At 50.8% G+C, this 15367-nt stretch carries 12 protein-coding genes; 3 read left to right on the forward strand and 9 right to left on the reverse strand.

Annotated elements, in window-relative coordinates; all coding sequences use genetic code 11:
- Positions 1 to 16 precede the first annotated feature (16 nt).
- The 4 genes from B156_RS0111400 to B156_RS29080 all read right to left on the reverse strand — a co-directional run bounded on the left by B156_RS0111400 (position 17) and on the right by B156_RS29080 (position 3911).
- A complete protein-coding gene (locus B156_RS0111400) occupies positions 17 to 379 on the reverse strand; it encodes a sulfite exporter TauE/SafE family protein (protein WP_018619835.1) in 363 nt (120 codons plus the stop codon).
- A 56-nt stretch (positions 380 to 435) separates the two neighbouring features.
- Positions 436 to 1008, reverse strand: a complete 573-nt coding sequence (locus B156_RS0111405; protein ID WP_018619836.1) for a DUF308 domain-containing protein — start codon at positions 1006 to 1008, stop codon at positions 436 to 438.
- Positions 1009 to 1082: 74 nt separating this feature from the next.
- Positions 1083 to 2954 carry a cytochrome c oxidase subunit I gene (locus B156_RS0111410; RefSeq protein WP_018619837.1) on the reverse strand — a complete coding sequence of 624 codons (1872 nt, stop codon included), beginning with the start codon at positions 2952 to 2954 and terminating at the stop codon, positions 1083 to 1085.
- 81 nt (positions 2955 to 3035) lie between these two features.
- Positions 3036 to 3911, reverse strand: coding sequence for a helix-turn-helix transcriptional regulator (locus B156_RS29080; protein ID WP_018619838.1), 876 nt, complete (start codon positions 3909 to 3911; stop codon positions 3036 to 3038).
- A gap of 212 nt (positions 3912 to 4123) precedes the next feature.
- On the opposite strand from B156_RS29080, the gene B156_RS0111420 reads away from it, so the two are divergent.
- Positions 4124 to 4876, forward strand: coding sequence for a substrate-binding domain-containing protein (locus B156_RS0111420; protein WP_018619839.1), 753 nt, complete (start codon positions 4124 to 4126; stop codon positions 4874 to 4876).
- 26 nt (positions 4877 to 4902) lie between these two features.
- Here the strand turns inward: B156_RS0111420 and B156_RS0111425 are convergent, their stop codons facing one another.
- Positions 4903 to 5535, reverse strand: a complete 633-nt coding sequence (locus tag B156_RS0111425; RefSeq protein WP_018619840.1) for a class I SAM-dependent methyltransferase — start codon at positions 5533 to 5535, stop codon at positions 4903 to 4905.
- A gap of 93 nt (positions 5536 to 5628) precedes the next feature.
- Between B156_RS0111425 and B156_RS0111430 the strand changes: the two genes are divergently transcribed.
- Both B156_RS0111430 and B156_RS0111435 read left to right on the forward strand, forming a co-directional pair.
- A complete protein-coding gene (locus tag B156_RS0111430) occupies positions 5629 to 6033 on the forward strand; it encodes a hypothetical protein (protein WP_245563720.1) in 405 nt (134 codons plus the stop codon).
- Entirely contained in the window at positions 6015 to 6929 is a 915-nt protein-coding gene (locus B156_RS0111435) for an IS3 family transposase (protein ID WP_026260772.1), read from the forward strand. Before B156_RS0111430 ends, B156_RS0111435 begins: the two co-directional genes overlap by 19 nt.
- 333 nt (positions 6930 to 7262) lie before the next feature.
- Here the strand turns inward: B156_RS0111435 and brxL are convergent, their stop codons facing one another.
- From brxL to B156_RS0111455, 4 genes are all read right to left on the reverse strand, one after another.
- Entirely contained in the window at positions 7263 to 9308 is a 2046-nt protein-coding gene (gene brxL / locus B156_RS0111440; protein ID WP_018619843.1) for a BREX system Lon protease-like protein BrxL, read from the reverse strand.
- A gap of 7 nt (positions 9309 to 9315) precedes the next feature.
- Positions 9316 to 11646, reverse strand: coding sequence for a BREX-1 system phosphatase PglZ type B (pglZ, locus tag B156_RS0111445; protein WP_018619844.1), 2331 nt, complete (start codon positions 11644 to 11646; stop codon positions 9316 to 9318).
- Positions 11647 to 11712: 66 nt separating this feature from the next.
- Complete coding sequence (locus B156_RS0111450; protein ID WP_157627010.1) at positions 11713 to 12852, reverse strand: hypothetical protein; 1140 nt, start codon at positions 12850 to 12852, stop codon at positions 11713 to 11715.
- A gap of 100 nt (positions 12853 to 12952) precedes the next feature.
- Positions 12953 to 15211, reverse strand: coding sequence for a hypothetical protein (locus B156_RS0111455; RefSeq protein ID WP_018619846.1), 2259 nt, complete (start codon positions 15209 to 15211; stop codon positions 12953 to 12955).
- Positions 15212 to 15367 lie beyond the last annotated feature (156 nt).

A 15367-nucleotide genomic window follows, 5' to 3' on the forward strand; every position in this document is an offset into this window, starting at 1 on the left:
ATCGTTGTGCGTTTACTTATTTCGTGAACCACAGTTTTATGGCAATACCAACCAGCAGGACCGCAAAACCTTTGGTCATTAGCTTGACGGGTATCATGGTGGCGAGTTTGGCTCCGAAAAAGCCGCCGATCAGAAATCCGGCGGCAATCCAGACGGCGGCCCAAATGTCGATAGCCCCCTCTTTGTAGTAGGCAAACGCGGCCAGCAGCCCCACCGGGGGAATCAAGGTGGCCAGGGCCGTTCCCTGCGCCGTTGTCTGCGAGAAGCCGAAGAGCAGCACCAGGGCCGGTACGATGATGATACCCCCGCCGATGCCAATCAGCCCGCTCAGGGCACCGGCCAGCAGACCAAGCAGGAGTAATAGCAGGACATGAGTCATGGTAATTCAGGGGATAAATGACGAATAAGCACCAAACAGATTTACGGATGGTCCGGTTAGCGGAGACTGGCTTTTTGTAACCGATCGGTCAGCAGACCCTGTAAGCCACCCAGCACCAGCAGAAACAGTCCTACGAAACCCAGGGACGTTTGCAGCCCGTCGGGACGCATCACTAAGGAGAAGGCAAAGCCACCGGCTACCAGCACGCAGATGGCATGAATGATCTCGACGCCGTAATCTTCTTTCTCGTCGGAACGGGTGCCCAGGAAGTAGAAAATGGCTTCGATGGCTTGCAAAAAAGCGTAAACGATGCCCCACAGCCCCAGAATATTGACTATCATCGCCAGTGGCTGACCAGCTTCGACCAGCAGGGCAACCCCGAAGATACTGTCCCGAATACCGGAAATGATAAACCAGCTATCGACCTGTTCGTGGCGTTTCCGGCGGAAGCCCAGAATCATCGTGCAAACCCCGGCGGCCAGCAGCAGGCCACCTAGCAGCAGGGCGTGGAGTAACGATGCCGTTGTTGGATGAATCAGCAGGACCAGGCCCATTCCGGCATAAAAGCCACCATGAAGGCCCATCAGCCACCAGGGCTGGGTTGCGGTTTTAATCGTGTTCGTTTTCATGAGTATAAGGGGTTTAGCCCGTTTTGTTGTTTCAAAGGTCAGGCCTTTTCAGAACCTCCGCCAATCACCAATAGTTATGGTCGATCCCCGATGGACGAGGGAGTACCCACCAACACCCCCTCGCTCGTTTCGATCCGTACCTGTTCCTGCTCGTGGGGCAGATTCGATTCGGGCGTGGCCGCCAGGGGTACCGTCTGCGGAATAAAATCATCGATAGCACCGGGTTTACTGTAGTCGTAGGGCCAGCGGTAGACCAGCGGCAGCTCACCCGGCCAGTTGCCGTGGAGCGGTACAATGGGCGTGGTCCATTCCAGGGTGTTCGATTTCCAGGGATTTTGCGGAGCGTACTTCCCCCGGAACATACTCCAGAAAAAGTTGAACAGGAAAATAAACTGCGCCCCAAACGTCACGAAAGCCGCGACGCTGATAAACTGATTCAGGTCGGTAAACGAATGGGTAAAATCGTAGGTGCTGAACGAATAATACCGGCGCGGAAACCCGGCGATACCGAGGTAGTGCATGGGGAAGAAAACTAGGTAGACACCCACGAATGTCAGCCAGAAATGCACGGCTCCCCAGGTGGCGTTCATCAGCCGGCCAAACATCTTGGGGTACCAGTGATAAATGCCGGCCATTGTACCAAAGAACGAGGCCGACCCCATAATGAGGTGAAAGTGGGCCACCACAAAATACGTGTCATGCAGTTGAATATCGAGTACGCTGTTGCCCAGAACGATGCCCGTGACGCCCCCGGTAAACAGAAACGAGACCACCCCGATGGCAAACAGCATGGCCGGACTGAAGATGATGTTACCCCGCCACAGCGTGGTGATGTAATTGAAGCCCTTGATGGCCGAGGGGACGGCAATAATCAGCGTCAGCAGCATGAAAATCGACCCCAGAAACGGGTTCATACCCGACACGAACATGTGGTGTGCCCAAACGACGAATGATAAAAAGACGATGGCAGCCATCGAGATGATCATAGCCAGGTAGCCAAAAATGGGCTTGCGCGACATGGTGGCAATCACTTCGGAGGTGATGCCCAGCGCGGGCAGAAAAATAATGTATACTTCTGGATGGCCCAGAAACCAGAACAGGTGCTGATAAAGAATAGCGGCTCCACCCGTTTCGGGCAATGCCTGACCGCCGATGTATATCTCGCTCAGGAAAAAACTGGTCCCCAGCGAATGATCGAAAAACAACAGCAAAAACGCCGAGAGCAGCACCGGAAAGGCAATGGTAGCAATGATGGCCGTGAAGAGAAAGGCCCAGACCGTTAGCGGGAGCCGTAGCATCGACATGCCCCGTGTGCGGTAGTTGATCACCGTAGCGATGTAGTTGATACCCCCCAGCAGAGTAGAAATCACAAACAGGGCAAACGCCAGCAAATAGAACGTCATGCCCAGGCCTGACCCGCCAGCCGCCTGGGGTAAGGCACTCAGGGGCGGATACACGACCCAGCCCCCTTCGGGCGGGCCGGTGGCGATAAAAAAGACCGAGAGCATCACCGCACTGGCCGCGAAGAAAAACCAGTACGACAGCATGTTGATAAAGCCCGATGCCATGTCCCGCGCCCCTATCTGGAGCGGAATGAGCAGGTTGCTGAAGGTACCGCTCAACCCCGCCGTCAGCACAAAAAACATCATGATCGCCCCGTGCATGGTGACCAGCCCAAGGTAACTGTCGGGCGTGAGCTGGCCCGTTTCGCTCACATAGTGGCCCAGCAACGGGCGCAGCCAGCCCAGTCTGGCAGCCGGGAAGCCCAGTTGCAGCCGAATCAGCATCGACGCCCCCCCCCCAATCACCGCCCAGGCCATGCCCGTCAGCAGGTATTGTTTGGAGATGACTTTGTGGTCGGTACTAAAAATGTAGCGGGTCCAGAACGACTGTGGCTCGTCGTGGAGGTCGATGTCAGTGGCAGGGATTGGCGCTTCGGTAATCATAACAGTGTTGATGAGTAGGGCCAAAGCTACCGGCTTCGGGCGGTCTGATAAAGAGACAAAAGAACAGTTACACAGGACAATTCAATGATTATCAGGCGGTAACTCGCGGCGCTGCTGGGGCGTTTGCCCATTGTTTTTACGATAAAAGCGCGAGAAGTAAGCCGTATCGGTAAAACCCAGCGTGTAGCTGATGGCCTTGATCGTCAAGTCGGTATGCAGCAACAATCGGTCGGCTTCGGCCAGCAGACGGTCTCGGATGAGCTGGCTGGCTGTTTTGTCCAGTTGCTGCCGACAGCAACTGTTGAGGTAATTGGGCGTGACGCGCAACTGATCGGCGTAAGCCTGGCAGCTTCGCTGGTTGGCAAACTGTGCATCGAGTAACTCCTCGAACCGACGCACCAGCCCGCTGCGGTTGTGGGCAGGTACATAAGCCACCTCTTCGTAAAGCTGAAAGGCGTTTTCGAGCATCAGGTGCAGCAGCGAGGCAAACACCTCGGCCTGCCGGGGCCGGGGGTGCGTAAACTCCCGGTACGCCCAGTCGAACAGGGTAGGCAGCATGGGGGCGTCGGGCCGGAGCGACAGCAGCGCCGTGGGCCGGTCGGGCCGGAAAAACGGGTAGTCGAACAACCGTTTGGGAAAACGGGCCTGAAAATAGGCCCCATCGAAAAAGAGCAGCACCCCCTGGGCATCATTGCTCAGGCTCCAGCCGTGTACCTGCCCCGGTGCCAGAAAATACAATTGCGGGGGCGTAACGGTGTATGTTTGGGCATCGATAGTATGCGTACCCGACCCGGCCCAGACGTACATCACCAGGTAGAACGCATGGGCGTGGGGCTGGTCGATACCCCGCATCTGCCGGATTAGATCGGCGATTTGAATCATGTAAAACCCACGCTGATCCGTGGCATCACTGGGGTAATCGGCAATAGTATAGGTGGTTAATGGCTTGCGTTTCATGGTCGTGTCAGTCGCCTGGCTGGATAAGTATGTCCAGACGACCGGCTCAAAAGTAGGGAGCCATCGACCGGTGCGCCAATCATAACTGGTGCGGGGGCATTCCGAAAAATGATAGCCAGGTGGGAGCGGATTGCGTCACCTTTGTGGCCTGCTCGGCGTGTGTCGGAAAGCCCGATCAGGTTCCATTCACTTCCGGTTTTATCAACACACGTATGACCAACTTCCGGCACTGGCCGATTCTCGCTATGTTATTTACGCCCGGATTACTCGCGGCTCAGACCCCAACCGACACCCTGCATGTGTATGGTCCCGGTGGTCCGTTTGGCCCCCTGAATGAATGTGCTGCCCTATTTGGGCAGCAGACGGGCCACCCCGTTAAGGTGGTTGCTGGTCCTGATGTGGTCTGGCTGGCCGACGCGCAGCAACGTGCCGACCTGTTTTTTGGCGGTTCGGAATATATGCTCACCCAGTTTACGGCCGCGCACCCCGATCTGGTCGATGCCGCGAGTCGCACGGAACTGTACCGCCGGGCGGCCGCCATCCTGGTGCGGCCCGGCAATCCGAAGCAGATCAAAACCCTGCGCGACCTGACCAAACCGGGCATTACCATCCTCGACGTGAACGGGGCCGGGCAACTAGGGTTATGGGAAGACCTGGCCGGTCGGCAAAACCTGATTGGCGGCATTCAGGCCAACATCGGGCAGTCGTTCGCCAATTCGGCGCTGGGCATTGCCGCCTGGAAACAGGACAGCCGCTACGATGCCTGGATCACGTATGCGTCGTGGCATAACCGGCTGACGACCGAAACGGCGGTGGTGTCGTTGCCCCCATCGGAAGTCGTTTTTCGGGGTACGCCGATTGCCTTGAGCAAAACGACCCGGCAGGCCGATACAGCCCGGCAGTTCGTCCAGTTTCTGCAATCTGACAAAGGCCACGCGGTCTTCAAAAAATGGGGCTGGGACTGATGGCTACGTGCTTCTGTCAGTAACGTCTACGCCGACCGCTGGCCGAAGGAACAGAACGTAAACGGCTGAAGCGTACCGAACGGCGTTGGGTGCTCGACCTGCTGGCAATATCGCTTGTTGAAAAACTGCCCCAGCGTAGCGGTTAACTGGGTTTCGGAATACTGCTGAACAGGTAAGCCGCTGCATCGTCCCGGCCCGTCTTCGGCAAACGTACCCACCACCAGCCGCCCCGTTGCGGCCAGGTTATCCCGAATCAGCGTCAGGTAGTCAGTTATTTCAGACTGGCTGGTCAGGAAGTGAAACGCGGCCCGGTCGTGCCAGAAATCAAAGGGCGTGTCCGGTCGAAACCGGGTCGCATCGGCCACCACCCAGGTGACCCGGTTGGCCTGTGCACCAAGCCGCCGCCGGGCTCGGTCGAGCGCAGCCGCCGAAATATCCAGCACCGTAACTTGCTCGAAACCCCGCTCCAGCAGACAGTCGACCAATCGGCTATCGCCCCCGCCCACGTCGATGATTCGGGCGGATTGGGGTAGCTTGGCTTCATCTATGAAACGCAGCGATTCGGCAGGCACCGGCTCGTACCAGCTAACCTGATCGGTTTCTTTGGTTTGATACACAGTATTCCAGTGCTCCTGACGGTGATGGGGGTTAGGCTCCATGGGAATTGATAGTAAGTAATTTTGGTCGTAAAGTAATCACATTACGGATGACCTTGTCTTGTCCTAAAATGAGTTTACCATCACTCTAAGCAGATGGACCACTTATTTTTGCTTCGTACTCAGGCGCATGAGCTCAAGATGCGTCAGATGGTTGAAGAGATCAACCTGGGTCGGCTGACCATTGATCAGGCCATGGCCAAGTTTAACGTTTTGACTCGCCACACGGTTAGAAAGTGGCTGGACCGGGTACGCCACGAGAACTTTCAGCGCACAGACGCCATGAAACAAGCCAGCCAGCAGCCACCGCCAACGATTGTCGAACAGATGGCCCATAAGGCCGATGAGTTGGCCCGACAAGTCAAACAGCTCCAGAAAGAGTTGGAGCAAGCTCAAACTCAGGTGCTTTATTATTCGACCGTCATTCGGGTTGCCGAGCAGGAGCTGGGCATCGCCATCGAAAAAAAGTCCGTTACCAAACAATCCAACTCCTTCGAGTAAGCTATCCTCACCTCCGCGTTCGGCGGATCACGGGATTGTTTGGGTTTAGTCGGCAAGCTTACTATCAACATAACCATCGGCAGATTAAAGGAGAAGAAGCCGATAAACAAGTGCTGGATCTGATCGAAGCAGTTCGAAAGGATCACCCTCGCATGGGAGGTAAGAAACTATACTGGCTCCTTAAAGAAGAGCTGGGCCAAAGGGGAATAAAAATGGGTCGGGACGCTTTGTTCGACTTAATGGCAGCTAACCATCTGTTAATCAGAAAGCGAAGGCGAAAGATGATCACCACCTTCTCTCGGCACCGGTTTCGCAAATACCCGAATTTGATCAAGGACTTAGTCATCTTAAGGCCTAATCAGGTTTGGGTGGCGGACATAACGTATTGGCTAACGGAGGCTGGCTATCTGTACATTTCATTGATTACCGACGCCTATTCGCATCGAATTGTGGGTTTTGCTGTAGCGGAAAATCTGGAAGCCGTTCATTCTCGACGAGCCCTGGAGATGGCACTCAAGCAAATCACCAAACGAATGGGACCGCACTTGATTCATCATAGCGACCGGGGTATCCAGTACTGCTGTGATGAATATACCAAGGTCGTGGATGCCTATCATATTCGAATCAGCATGACGGAGAACTCGGACCCCTTAGAGAACTCGGTGGCCGAGCGGGTCAATGGAATTCTTAAAGAGGAGTATCTAAGCCATCAACCGGTTCGTTCGCTGGAGGAGGCCTACACCCTGTTGGAGAAAGGGGTGTTTCTCTACAACTACAAGCGCCCCCATTTGAGTTGTGATATGCTCAGTCCGGTAGCCGCTCATGGGAGCCATGGGCCGTTAGAACGGCGCTGGAAAAATTACTATAAGCCGCCCGAATCAGGGGCCAAGAAATAGCTTAACTTCGGACTACCAGTAAAACTGTCTTGTCCTAAAATCAAACCGACGTTTAAATGAACGGCACCAGAGTGGGGGGAGGTGTCTTAAAACATGCCTTTTTGCGTTCAATAAACCCGTTCAGTTTAATAGTTCATTGTTTTTCGTCAGGGTGTGCTTTTTCTGAACGGTTCCCGGGGCTTTTAAAGAAAAAACAGATCCATGAAAGCCACTATTCTCAACATCGTCTACTCAATTTCGATTTTAAGGCCTAATTGACAAAGGTCGACGATTACGAAATAGAGATACCTGATGTTTAAGAGTTACTGTCGGAGAACTAGAAACTGCTATACTTTACTCAATCAAGGCTTTCAAAAGACAGTCGCGGAGATCACTATAGTATTGAATATTGATTTTTGTGATCATATCATCTGAAAGATCATTCATCTGCCGCCGTGCATTTAAAGGTAGCAACAAGATGGATGCGCCTTTTTCAACAGCAAGTTCTGCCACGTTAACCCCATTATAAACAGTGTCTACAGAACCTCCCAGATTTAGTTGACCTACAATTGCTAAGCCTCCCCGTATACTCTTTTCCAATGTGGCACTACATAGGGCTACTAAGACGCCAACACCCAGTCCACTACCAGTACGCGCTGAATCAAATGCCCTTAGCTGCACTGAATATTCACGAGAACGTGGGTCACGATCGCCAATCAATTCTTTTGATCGACTATAAAGGTTTTGCTCCGCATATCGTACGCTCTCCCCAAATGGTGGCGGAGTTGGTTTGTTCAGTACGCGTACCCCATTACCAGGTCCAACGGTCGATTCAACTTTGAAAAGTCCCGCTGGCTCGTCCGAATTACCTGTACTTAGCGTCCAGACAGAACCAGGGGGCTGTGGATCTTCTCCAATTGTATTTTCGCTGTGCAGTTCAGGCGTGGCAACAAAGGTCTCTACCCCATCCGGGAGCAATCGGTAGCTGAAATGAGTGCCTCTGAATTCAGCTGAGCCAATTCTTTTCTGTTGCTCTTTGACCCGTCGACGATATTCCAGCGCGACCTGAACGGCCCAGGCTAACTGCTCATCAGCGACTGGTTCATCCGGATTAGGCTGCATCAATTTCAGTAAGCCATTGATCGTTTTATGGACCGCTGTCGTGTCTCGTCCGCTCAAGGCACCCCCTAAGTCCAGCCGGGGTAGGATTGTCGACAATCGGCTTACATCCCTAAGACGGGTCCAGCTTTCAGCCAGGAAATCACTTACTAACCCAAAATGGCTGGTAAAGTACGTTCGATTCAGTTTTGGGAAATCCCAGCCGGGTACAAAGGCGTGTATACGGTCCATAAAAGCGGTATCATCACGCATTTCAGGCGGTAGTGGACCAAAAAGGTGCCCAATCCGTTGCTGGTGCTCAATATCCACATCAAAATTGCCAACCATCACCACACCCCCATCGGCTCGAATCGGTTCTTTCCCGCGGCTGAATTCGCCACTTTCCATGTAGCCTTTCATAATGTTGACCCCGTCTTTCTGATCGAAGGAAACGCCCGATACTTCATCGAAACAGACAACATCATATTTGCAAACTAGACCGCGTTCACCGGAAGCCATGTTGACGAACATCCGAGCAACGGTCGTCTTGCCGCCAGATACTAAGTGTGAGTAGGGTGATAATTGCTGGTACAGATGGGATTTACCAGTACCTCTCGGTCCAAGTTCCACTACATTGTAATTCCGCTCAACGAATGGGATCATTCGTACCAGCAAAACATTCTTCGCTCTTTCGGACAACGTATCCGGTTCGAAACCGACGCTTCGAATAAGTAAATCGCGCCAGTCTGACCAGGAAAATTGGCTTCTCCCTTCGTAAAGAATCGCTAATACATTACGCTGAGAGAGTTGGATAGGTCGAAGTGAATCGATGCCAAATGGCCGCCCGCCATTTTCCTGCGCAATAGTCGCATCGTAACTCAAATCGACTTCGGCATAAAAACCACCTGTCAACATCCGGTCATTGGCGTTTACCAGATCGGGCGAAATACGTACCGTATTAAGCATTAGGCTGGGTAGAGTAGCCACATAGCTGTCAGTACGGGGGTCAAGCCGGGCGGTCAAGTTGTCGATCAGGCGAATGGATCCCTTCTCGCGGGCTTTGGATTTCACGTATTCCTCTTCACCAGGGCGAACGGTTCGATCCTGCAACTGCCGCCGAACAATCTCTAACCCCTGTTGCATTTCCGTTTCATCCGTTGTGGCACAGTAGCGTCCCAGTAGAAACTCAATGACATACGTTGGAATTGGATACGTTTTTCGAAACGACTCCAACAGGTCCTTACGAACGATATAGCCTTCAAAAGCGCGAGCCGCCAGTTGATCAATTGCGTCTAATTCCATTTGTGTGTTATCCGCCAACGGTGGTTAATTGTCTGGCTACAATCTGTCCGCTACTGTCGGTCAGCACTATGTTTACGGCTTTGCCTTCTTCGCCATCATCAACAAAAAGGCTTCCTTTGTTAGCGTGAACAACGGGCAGCTCTGTTGATACGACAATACTGCTGGCAGCATCCGTAATTTTGGTACGGGCATCTAACCGGTAGCCATCCGGGCAATTTTCTGTTTCTACCGCACAGCGCATTCCTACCCACCGAATACGCTTGATCAGAACCGGGATGAGTACCTCTGCCGTATTGGATTCAATGGTCAGCGTAGGTACGAAGCACTCCTGTAGGGATAACCCCCCATGCGCGTACACTTCGTTGGCTTTAAAGAATGAGATACCGGGAGCATAGGCAATGAAAATTCCCGGATTCCAACGCCAAGGTACCTGTAACAGTGATGTATGCGCCCCTTCCTTTACCAGGGCACACCGTCCCCACCGCGTTTCAGTAAGGTGAGCGGGCAGTTCCGTCTTAGGTAGGCCACCGGGCAGCAGCAACCAGCCGTGATCAGTCACGATGGTTAACTGACGAATACCCCGGGCAAATATGATTGAAATTGTCTCCCGCAATTGCTCAAACAACTCATCGACCCGACGAACCATATCAACCCCCTCTTCGTGTCCTTTTCGATCAATGTCACCTATTTCCTGCCACCCCCGCTGCCCTTCCGGTAAGGAACTACTATTGGTAAGGTACGTGTACCCTCTTGAAATCAGTTCGGTTCTGAAATTGGCTGTCGACAGGGTTTTTCCTGATGCCAACAACGCTGGCTTAAATTCCTCGAATGGGCTGTTCATTGCGAGCGATAGGGCCACAGGTGATACCGCTGGTTTGGCTGTGGGGGTTAGGCTGGGCAGTGCCGACCAGCCATCAGTAAGATTAACCCGGTAGCCCGCTGTTCGCAAACGTTCCGCAAACTCTACGGCCAATTCGTACCTGAGTGCATCAACAAACAGCGTGAACGGTTTCTCATCTGACCCAGCACTCGGAAGGCCAGTTAGGGCTGTGATATCCGTGGCTACCAGCGCCTGAAATTTGAGCGCAAGTTTTTCCAGCCATGGGCGATACAAGGCATTGATGACCGCCGTAACCGCTTCCTTATCTGGCAAACTTCGAACTACCGCTAATGCCAAACGCATCGAGCGGTCAGCCCGGTAACCAATTTCTCGATAATAGGCCTGTAACTCCGGTAAACTGGAAGCGGGATAGGCCGACGTGACTATGTCAGCCATTTGGCTTAAGTGTTGAACGGCGGTTGCCAGTGGAGCCTGGCCTAACTCAGACCATACCCAGCGTTGCCGATGGTTGTGTTCGTAGGTAAGCTTGCTGAGTAAACTAACGGCTGCGGTTGCAGACTGGTCGGGGAGCAGCAGTAATTGGGTACGAAGATCATCTTCTGCCAGCTTATTGACCATTGGAAAGCTTCCGGAAGAAGCAACCAGCGTGTCGTTAGGTAGCTTACCATCAGGCAGGGCTTGTTGAAGCCGGTCCGCCACTTCGGGGAATTTACGGGGAGCATTGGCGTAGTATTGCCAAACTGGTGCCCAGTTTCCCCGTTGCTCTCCTAACAGGCGGGCCGTTTCCACCACCTGTCCACCTGTTGGGTCAAATCTGTAGCGGCTCTGACATACGTTTACGAACAGATGTCGTTTGTCTTCTGGTAATGCCTCAAGGTAGGTATTACCCTCGTTCAACCAGTGCAGTACGTTTGGTAACAAATCAGGTAGAAGCTTGTCATACAGAAAATCCGCATCGATGATAGCGCGGTCGTAAGCTGTTCGATCTTCTTCCAGTAGCGATGGCAAGGCGCTTACTAATGTATCCCGGGTAGCTGAGTCCAGCGCAACGCGAAGCCCCAACCCATTTTGGGCATTGGTGAGCAGGGCAAGTACGGTCCATTCTTTACCGTTCTCCTGTAACCAAACGGTACCGGTATAAAGATATTCAACTAATGGGCGCAAGTCAGCTTCTACTGGCGTTTGAGGGCGCAGCATCTGCCTTGAAACACCGGGTAGGTATATCACGGGAATCTGATCCGTAGGCCAGCTAACTTCGGGCAACGTCCGTCGGACTAAACATTTCAGGTAGATGGCCGGACCTTGCTGACTTGCTGGATCGTAGTTTCCCAGGCGAAGCAGACCCGCCCGGTGTTGCTGTAGCTGGTCAATAATGCGTTCCCACTGCCGATCTGGATCGGGCCAAAGAATAACTTCGGGCCGTACCATAACATTTGCATTATGCTGTTCGGCTTGCGTCAAGCCGTGCAGAATTCGGTGCAGCAGGGAATCGGGCATTAATGAATAAGCTTTGTCAGGAAAGACAAAGATAGTAACCAGGATTTAGCTTACACTCATGGCAAATTATTGGAAACTGATTGGTATCTGAGCCGTCAGAATAATGGAGAAATTGTCTTTAGCGTAGTTGGCTTCCTGCCTTTTCTGAAGCTGACTCCATACCGCCAGTACACCAAAGGAGAAGTTTTCAGTCAATTTCCCTTCTTTGAACGTCCGCTGGCTTAGGAAGAAACCGGCATTAACTGTAGCTGTATAATTAGAAGATCCTATTCCAAACATGGTGCCGTTGCCGCCTAAAATCAATGACGTTAATTGGGTTGGACTCGTGAGAGGAATAAATACCGAAGCAACCCCAATAACTCCATTGAGTTGTTGAAACGTACCGCGTTTGCCTACAACGCTACTATTTTCGCCCACATAACTTCCTGCCGTGTTAACCACACTACGACGCAGGGTGTAACTCTTTAAGCTCTCGTAATTGTCGAACCAGCCATATCCTAATCCTAAATTGAAAATATTCCTGTGCCGAATGTATTTCTTAATAATCAACGAATTGAATAGATTATTGAAGGTGATCAGGAGTTGGGCATTCACATTATTGTGTTTGGTGAAAACGGTGTCTCCGGTAAATACATTCTTCTGATTTATGTCTGTGTTCAGATTGACATTTATCCATCGTGACTGAACGGAGGAAAGAGCTTTTGATTTCGACAAAACCCATACCCGGTTACGCAAGGCAAATGTCCGGATGATTTTCAAGGAGTATTCTTTGGAAATATCATCTGGCGTGAAGAGTGTTTTGGCACCATCGGCAAGTTTACTACTAAAAGCAAACCCCCAGCCACTGGCGGGTCGTTCTGGTGCATTGGGATCTGGTGTATCTGACTTGTCGCGAAAACCATATTTAAAGCTAAATTTCGTGTCGACAGCACTAATAGTTACCCTTGATACCGAAGCGGGTTCGACATTAAAGGTGAAAAGAGCCGATGGAATGTAGAAATCCAGCAAACTACGCGGATCAGCCGTGTTAATGCTGTCTTTCAATTCGCTATTCGTACTATCCGATGCCTCTACAGTAAGTGGTCTACGTGGGGTAATAGGACGAGTTATTGAATTAAGTGAGTCAGCCTTTTTGAGTTCGGCTGGAGTTTGGCCGTATGCGGCCACTATCGTTAACCCCAAAAATATAGGTAAGAGTAATTTCATATAAATCGAATTGAAGTCGGAGAATAGGCCAAACCTACAACCGATAACTTACCCTCACACCGGGAAAATTCCCGTATATCAAACCGTACTTTGCCTTCTTTTAACTAAACTCCTCTGGAAATAAATAAGCATAGAGCCGATCTGCTTTTATACGCAGAATCTCGTGGCCCTCATCAGTCCACTGTTCTCTTTCAAAATCATAAACATTTCGGAAATGATCTATTAGTTTACTGTAAAGTGGTTTGTCTTCAAGTTCATCTGAGCCAAAGCCATGAAGCATCGCCTGGTGGAAGTACGTAACAAACATGTCGCTTGGCCCATTTACCAGAAAATTTTGAGCGGCATGCGCAAATAGTTGTCTAAATTCTGGTTGCCTGTTCTTTGGTTTGCCCCCTTTTTTATGGGGAGCAATTAATCTGTTTACTCTGCCGGAGAAATGGTTAACCACATCCGATTTTTCTTTTTTAAATTCTACCCATTCTTTACTGAAGAACTCATATTCATTAAAAGGGTCTTTTTCATAAGCAGCGAACGACTGATCCGGTTGCCGCACCATTAATTCGTAGCGTGCTTCAGGGCGCGTATTGGTAAACCGGTTGGAGGTACCATACGAATACTTGTCGATTTCAGAATTATCTTTTACCGGCTCAATATTCAGGTAAAATTCAAGGTAAACTGATTCTACCTCGGGTTTATCGTTTTTGGTTCGTTCCCGCCGTGTAATCCGCATGATAAACTTCTTTCCGTCACAAAACGCCTGGCCGTAGTAGGTGTTGTCCTTCCCTTTTAGCAAAGCCTTGCCATCCTGAGTTATGTGCAAGGGTCTCCGTTCAATTGAAAACGTTTCGTTTTTCTCGTCATTTTCATCAAGCGGGTTTGTCATTCGAGCTAATGAATAAAGACGATAATTGCCGCTTATCATTGCTGTGCCCTTATTGACAGATATTGTTTCATCTGCATCTATAAGTAAACCCGCCCGTCGCAATAGATCAGGTGTTTCACTGAGCCGTTCATTATCGTCAATATACCGATCACCCGCACCAGATAAGTATTCCTTTAAAATCGGATGCTCGATGAATAAATTACTTATATCCTGCTGATTGGCTTCATTCAGGCGAATGGCACTGGGTGGCGTATTTGGTACCTTATCAGTTGCCGGGTCAATCTCGCGGATGATTACCCGATTCATAAATAGATGCGGATAGTGATTTACTGACCCAACTCCTACGCCCCGATACCATTTCGACTTGGGTATTTCGCAGAAATACATTCTGTATCGGAACAGAGACAACACCCTGTCATAATCCAAATCTAACTGAACCACATTTTTATAATATAATCTAAACCGCCCTGAACTGGACTCGTGCCGCTCGTATTGAATTTGCACCCGGGCATCCTGGTCAATCCGAAGTAAGAAGTGCTCCAGTTGGCGGGTATGTGTATTGAAAAAATACCCAATAAATGTTTTATTCAAAAATGACTCATCCAAGGTTTCATTGAGAATATGAATGTAGTCAGGCAACACATCCCGTTGGCGAGCTTTCTGAACCTGTGTCTGTTGGAAAAGACTCTGCCTGATTTTGTTTTTTAATGAGTCGTCAATTTTTGTCGGCGTTGGTTTACGGCGTTTTTTCGTGCCTTTCCCTATTTTGCCAACTGGCAGCTCGGTTTCGGTAGTCATTTGGTGGGTCAGGTAAAAAGTCCCGTGCATGGGGCCAAAATCTTGTGTATCAGCCGTTACAAATGCACCCGCCAAAAGATCAAACTTTTCCTTATTTTCAATATTGATGCTCAGGGACAAATCAGGACGGCCTGCTGACCAGAAACGACCGTTAAGATTGAGCGCCTGATTACCATACTGGTGCGCCCATACCTCTCCCAAGAGTGTACTGTCATCATGTAGCGTAAGTGAAGCCCCCGCCCCTGCCCAGGTGGTTGGTAGGCGAATATAGCCAGTAACAACATCGCCCTTTAAGGGCGAATTAGCCGGTTTAGCCGTCCAGTCCCAATACCATATCTGGAATTGATGGTAGGTAGAGCATGCTGGCGTGGAAGGTGGTTCTCGGAAATTGCCCACTGAGGGGGAAGCTGATACAATCAGGCACTCTATACGGGTAGCTATACCCATGAAATTGCTGGTCCGAACTGCTTTGCTCAGTAGATTCTCCTTTTTAGAGGCCCGCCCCTCAATCATTCGGTTTAGGGTGGTTACATCACCTCCACCACCGAATACAGCTAATTCAGTTGCCAGTTGCTTTTTGGTGAGTTCTCTACCTCGTAAAGTGTCAAGCTGTTTTTTAGCGGTTTGATAACGCGCCTGGGCATCTAAAAACTTTTTTTCTAATTCTTCTGGCGACATAGGTGTGGTAAGTGACTGATTACTCGCAGGATGGGTAAAAGTAAATGATTCAAATGAATCACACAAGCACTTGGACTGCTTCATTTGAAGTCACTATCCGATTCATATGAAGACCCTTAGGTGCTGGTTAGGTATGCATCTGAAGGGTAATCATTC

This window comes from Spirosoma luteum DSM 19990 (assembly GCF_000374065.1).
Taxonomy (GTDB): Bacteria; Bacteroidota; Bacteroidia; order Cytophagales; family Spirosomataceae; genus Spirosoma; species Spirosoma luteum.